6 protein-coding genes are annotated in these 5,153 nt (G+C 73.5%); all 6 read right to left on the minus strand.

Annotated features, from left to right (window positions below; genetic code table 11):
* Positions 1 to 278 precede the first annotated feature (278 nt).
* On the minus strand, positions 279 to 848 hold the full coding sequence (locus ACZJYS_RS22485; RefSeq protein ID WP_493180395.1) for a nicotinate-nucleotide adenylyltransferase: 570 nt from the start codon (positions 846 to 848) through the stop codon (positions 279 to 281).
* A 71-nt stretch (positions 849 to 919) separates the two neighbouring features.
* Complete coding sequence (locus ACZJYS_RS22490) at positions 920 to 2,179, minus strand: glutamate-5-semialdehyde dehydrogenase (protein WP_493180394.1); 1,260 nt, start codon at positions 2,177 to 2,179, stop codon at positions 920 to 922.
* A 68-nt stretch (positions 2,180 to 2,247) separates the two neighbouring features.
* Positions 2,248 to 3,363 carry a glutamate 5-kinase gene (gene proB / locus ACZJYS_RS22495; protein WP_379650124.1) on the minus strand — a complete coding sequence of 372 codons (1,116 nt, stop codon included), beginning with the start codon at positions 3,361 to 3,363 and terminating at the stop codon, positions 2,248 to 2,250.
* Positions 3,360 to 4,370 carry a GTPase ObgE gene (gene obgE / locus ACZJYS_RS22500; RefSeq protein ID WP_379650126.1) on the minus strand — a complete coding sequence of 337 codons (1,011 nt, stop codon included), beginning with the start codon at positions 4,368 to 4,370 and terminating at the stop codon, positions 3,360 to 3,362. Before obgE ends, proB begins: the two co-directional genes overlap by 4 nt.
* A 98-nt stretch (positions 4,371 to 4,468) precedes the next feature.
* Positions 4,469 to 4,738 carry a 50S ribosomal protein L27 gene (gene rpmA / locus ACZJYS_RS22505; RefSeq protein WP_109516661.1) on the minus strand — a complete coding sequence of 90 codons (270 nt, stop codon included), beginning with the start codon at positions 4,736 to 4,738 and terminating at the stop codon, positions 4,469 to 4,471.
* A 26-nt stretch (positions 4,739 to 4,764) separates the two neighbouring features.
* Positions 4,765 to 5,082 carry a 50S ribosomal protein L21 gene (gene rplU / locus ACZJYS_RS22510; RefSeq protein ID WP_109516662.1) on the minus strand — a complete coding sequence of 106 codons (318 nt, stop codon included), beginning with the start codon at positions 5,080 to 5,082 and terminating at the stop codon, positions 4,765 to 4,767.
* Between the last annotated feature and the right edge of the window lie 71 nt (positions 5,083 to 5,153).

The raw sequence follows: 5,153 nt of genomic DNA on the forward strand, positions 1-5,153 counted from the left end.
TGGGCTTGGCGCCGGCCGGGGCGGAACGGGCGGGCTTCGCCGCGGCCGTGCCGGAGCGGGCCGGCCTGTCGGCCGCCTTGGCCGGGGCGGGCTTGCGGGTGGCGCCCTTGGCGGCGGGGCGGCTGGTGCTGCCGGTGCGCGAGGCCGTGCCGGTCTTGCGGCGGGTCTCGTCCGGGCTCTTCGGGGTGCGGGCTATGGCGGCCTCCTGTCGTGCTTTATCGCGTCTTGTAGGGCGTGGCCCCCATCGGGGGCCAGCAATCCGTCCGTCGGGAGGGCTGTCAGCCCGTCCCTGTGATGTCGTGGCCGGCGCGGCGGAGGGCCGTCGCGCTGGCGGGGTGTTCGCGGGCCGGCACCAGGCTCCAGCCCGCATGCGGATGGTCGCCTGGCGCCAGCAGCGCCCCTGGCAGCCGGCGGTGCCGCCGCAGCGTGCTGGCGGCGGCGCCGCGCAGCGCCCGGTCCGTCCAGCCCGGTCGCGGCAGCACCGCGATCGGCGTCCGCGCCGCCAGGGCGCGCCAGCGCCGCCAGCGCGGCAACTGCCAGAGATTGTCCGCGCCGATGATCCAGACGAAGCGCACACGCGGGAACAACCGTTGCAGCCGGGCCAGGGTTCGCGCGCTGTAGCGCTGGCCGATCGCCGCCTCCAGCCCGGTGGCGACGACCCGCACCCCGTCGGCGATGGCCTCGGCCGAGGCCAGCCGCCGCGCGAAGGGCGCCATGCCGGCGCGCGGCTTCAGCGGGTTGCCGGGCGAGACCAGCAGCCACACCTGGTCCAGCCGCAGCGCGCGGCGCGCCTGCTCGGCCACGTGGCGGTGGCCGTCATGCGCCGGGTTGAAGCTGCCGCCCAGCAGGCCGATGCGCCGCCGCCGCCCGTCGCCATGCGGCCCCGGCGCGGCGAGGCCGGCGGGAGAGGGAAGCCGGTTCAGGGCCGGGTCTGCCCTGTGCCCAGCACCTGGTAGCGGTAGGTGCAGAGCTGCTCCAGCCCGACCGGCCCGCGTGCATGCATCCGCCCCGTGGCGATGCCAATCTCGGCGCCGAAGCCGAACTCGCCGCCGTCGCAGAACTGGGTGGAGGCGTTCCAGAGGCCGACGGCGGAGTCGAGGCCGTCGAGGAACCGGGTGGCCACCGCCGCATCCTCGGTGATGATGGCCTCGGTGTGCTCGCTGCCATGCCGGCGGATATGCGCCAGCGCGTCCTCCACCCCGTCCACCACGGCGATGGAGAGGATGGCGTCCAGCCACTCGGTGCCGAAATCGGCCTCCGTGGCCGGCGGCAGGCCGGGAAGGATGGCGCGGGCACGGTCGTCGGCGCGGAAGTCGCAGCCCAGCGCGCGTAGGTCTTCCACCAGCAGCGGCAGCAGGGCAGGGGCGATAGCGGCGTCGATCAGCAGTGTCTCGGTGGCGCCGCAGACGCCGGTGCGGCGCATCTTGGCATTGGCCAGCACGGCGCGCGCCATGGCGGGGTCGGCGGCGGCGTGGATGTAGGTGTGGTTCAGCCCCTCGGCATGGGCCAGCACCGGCACCCGCGCCTCCTGCATCACCCGCGTCACCAGCCCCTTGCCACCGCGCGGGATGATGAGGTCGATCAGCCCCGCCGCGCCCAGCATGGCGCCGACGAAGGCGCGGTCCTGGGTGGGGGCCATCTGCACCGCGGCCTCGGGCAGCCCGGCCGCGCGCAGCCCCTCCACGATGCAGGCATGGATGGCGGCGGCCGAGCGCGCGCCCTCGCTGCCGCCGCGCAGCAGCACCGCCGAGCCGGCCTTCAGGCAGAGCCCGGCGGCATCGGCCGTCACGTTCGGGCGGCTCTCGTAGATCATGCCGATGACGCCGAGCGGCTGCGCCACGCGGCGGATGACGAGGCCGTTGGGGCGCGTCCACTCGGCCAGCACGCGGCCCGCCGGGTCGGGCAGGGCGGCGATCTCCTCCAGCCCCTGGGCCATCGCCTCCACCCGCGCCGGGTTCAGCGTCAGCCGGTCGCGGAAGGAGCTGGCGAGGTCGGGCGCGGCGGCGAGGTCGGCGGCGTTGGCGGCCAGGATGTCTGTCAGTCGGGCGCGCAGGGCGGCGGCGGCGGCGCGCAGCGCCGCGTCCTTCGACGGTCGGTCCGCCCGCGCCAGCCGGGTGGCGGCCGCGCGGGCCGCCTGGGCGACAGGGAGGATCGGGTTCGTCATCACGTCCACGGTCATGCGTTCCTCAGGGTTCGGAAGACCGGGGGAGAAGGAATTCTCCCCCGGACCCCCTCATCTTTTTTCTGTCAGAGAAGAACCAGGTCGTCGCGGTGGATGATCTCGTCCCGCCCGCGCCAGCCCAGGATGGCCTCGATCTCCTCCGAGCGGCAGCCGGCGATCTGGCGGGCCGCCTCGGCGTCATAGGCCGAGAGGCCGCGCGCCAGCTCCAGCCCGGCCTCGTCCCGCACGGAGAGCGGGTCGCCACGGCCGAACTCGCCCTCCACGCCGCGCACCCCGGCCGGCAGCAGCGAGGAGCCGGCGCGCAGCGCACGCGCCGCCCCCGCATCGACCCGCAGCACGCCGAGCGGCGCCAGGCTGCCGGCGATCCACTGCTTGCGCGCCGAGCGCCCCTCCGGCGCAGGCAGGAACCAGGAGCAGCGCGCCCCTTCCTCCAGCGCGCGCAGCGGGTTGTCCCGCTTGCCCAGCGCGATGGCCATGGCGCAGCCCGCGCCATTGGCGATGCGCGCCGCGATCAGCTTGGTCCGCATGCCGCCCGAGGAATAGCCCGGCGGCGGCTCGCCCCCCATGGCCATGATCTCGTCCGTCACGCGCTCCACCACGGGCAGGTGTCGCGCCGCCGGGTCGTTGCGCGGGTCGGCGGTGTAGAGGCCGTCGATGTCGGAGAGCAGCACCAGCGCATCGGCATGGATCATCTCGGCGACGCGGGCGGCGAGGCGGTCATTGTCGCCGAAGCGGATCTCGGCGGTGGCCACCGTGTCGTTCTCGTTGATGACGGGGACGCAGCCGAGGTCGAGCAGCGTGCCCAGCGTGGCGCGGGCGTTGAGGTAGCGGCGGCGGTCCTCGCTGTCCTCCAGCGTCAGCAGCAGCTGCGCGGCGTTCAGCCCGTGCTGCGAGAGGGCGGCCTGCCAGGCGCCGGCCAGGCGGATCTGCCCCACCGCGGCGGCGGCCTGCTTCTCCTCGAGGCGCAGCTTGCGGCGCGTCAGCCCCAGCGCCCGGCGGGCGAGCGCGATGGCGCCGGAGGAGACCAGCACCACCTCGACGCCGCGCGCGCGCAGCGCCGCCACATCGGCGGCCACGGAGGCGATCCAGCCCTCGCGCGGCGCCGCCGTCGCCTCGTCCACCACCAGGGCGGAGCCGATCTTGACGACAACGCGGCGGGCGGTGGCGAGGGAGGGAATCATCCGGGCTGGCTCTCGCGGTGGCGGTAGATGGTGTCGGCCAGGGCGCGCAGGGTCTCGGGCACGCCCTCCTGGGTGGCGCCGCTGATCAGCCGCACGGGGCGGCCGGTGGCGCGCTCCAGCGCCTTCACGCGGCTGGCGCGGGCCTGCGGCGTCATGGCGTCGGTCTTGTTCAGCGCGATGATCTCGGGCTTCTCCGAGAGGCCGCCGCCATAGCCCTCCAGCTCGGCGCGCACCGTCTCGTAGGCCCGCACGGGGTCGGGCTGGCTGCCGTCGATCAGGTGCAGCAGCACGGCGCAGCGCTCGACATGGCCGAGGAAGCGGGTGCCGAGCCCGGCGCCCTCATGCGCGCCCTCGATCAGCCCGGGGATGTCGGCCAGCACGAATTCCTCGGTGGCGTTCAGCCGCACCACGCCGAGCTGCGGCGTCAGCGTGGTGAAGGGATAGTCGGCGATCTTGGGCCGCGCCGCGCTGGCCACCGAGAGGAAGGTGGACTTGCCGGCATTGGGCAGGCCGACCAGCCCCGCATCGGCGATCAGCTTCAGCCGCAGCCAGAGCCAGCGCTCCTCGCCGGGGTAGCCCTTGTCGGCGCGGCGGGGGGCGCGGTTGGTGCTGGTCTTGAAATGCGCGTTGCCATGGCCGCCATCGCCGCCCACGCAGATGGTGGCGCGCTGGCCGGCGACGGTCAGGTCGGCCAGCACCGTCTCCTTGTCCTCGTCGAGGACGACGGTGCCGACCGGCACCTTCAGCACCACATCCTCGGAGCCCGCGCCGGTGCGGTCGGAGCCCGCGCCGTTGCCGCCCTTGCGGGCCTTGAAGTGCTGGGCGTAGCGGTAGTCGATGAGGGTGTTCAGGCCAGGCACGGCCTCGACGATGATGTCGCCGCCCTTGCCGCCATTGCCGCCATCGGGGCCGCCGAACTCGATGTACTTCTCGCGGCGGAAGGCGATGACGCCATCGCCGCCGTCACCGGCCTTCACCCAGATCTTGGCTTCGTCGAGGAATTTCATGGGGAGGTGGTCCGGGGGAGGGAATGCGGTCTTGCAACGAAAAACGGGGGCCTTGCGGCCCCCGTTCGCGGTCTATCCGGCTCGCGGAGGCGCGCGTGTTACTCGGCGGCCTGCGGCAGCGGCTCGACGGAGACGTGGACGCGGCCCTCGGCGCGGCGGGTGAACTTCACCTTCCCCTCGATGGCGGCGTGGATCGAGTGGGTGCGGCCGACGAGCACGTTGGTGCCCGGGACCATCTTCGTGCCGCGCTGGGTGACGATGATGTTGCCGGCCAGCACGTGCTCGCCGCCGAACTTCTTCACGCCAAGCCGCTTACCAGCAGAGTCGCGCCCGTTGCGGGAGGAGCCGCCGGCCTTTTTGTGCGCCATGGTTGGTGTCTCCTAAGACTGTCTGTTCAGGCCGCGGCGATGCCGGCGATGCGCAGCACGGTCTGGTGCTGGCGGTGGCCGTTCTTGCGGCGGCTGTTCTGCCGGCGGCGCTTCTTGAAGATGATGACCTTGTCACCGCGCTTGTGCTCGACAACCGTGGCGGTGACGCTGGCGCCGGCCACGATGGGCGCGCCGATCGTCAGCCCGGCCTCGCCGGAGATGGCCAGGACATCCTGGAAGGTGATGGTCTGGCCGGGTTCGGCCTCCAGCTTCTCGACGATCAGCACGGCGTCCGGGGTGACGCGGTACTGCTTGCCGCCGGTGCGGATCACTGCGTAGGTCATGGGGCGCCCTGAAAAAGCTCTGCCGTACTGGCCTGATCTGAAACGATGGTCGGCCGAGAAACGGCCATCGG

The sequence above is a fragment of the Roseomonas sp. TS2 genome, from assembly GCF_058833935.1.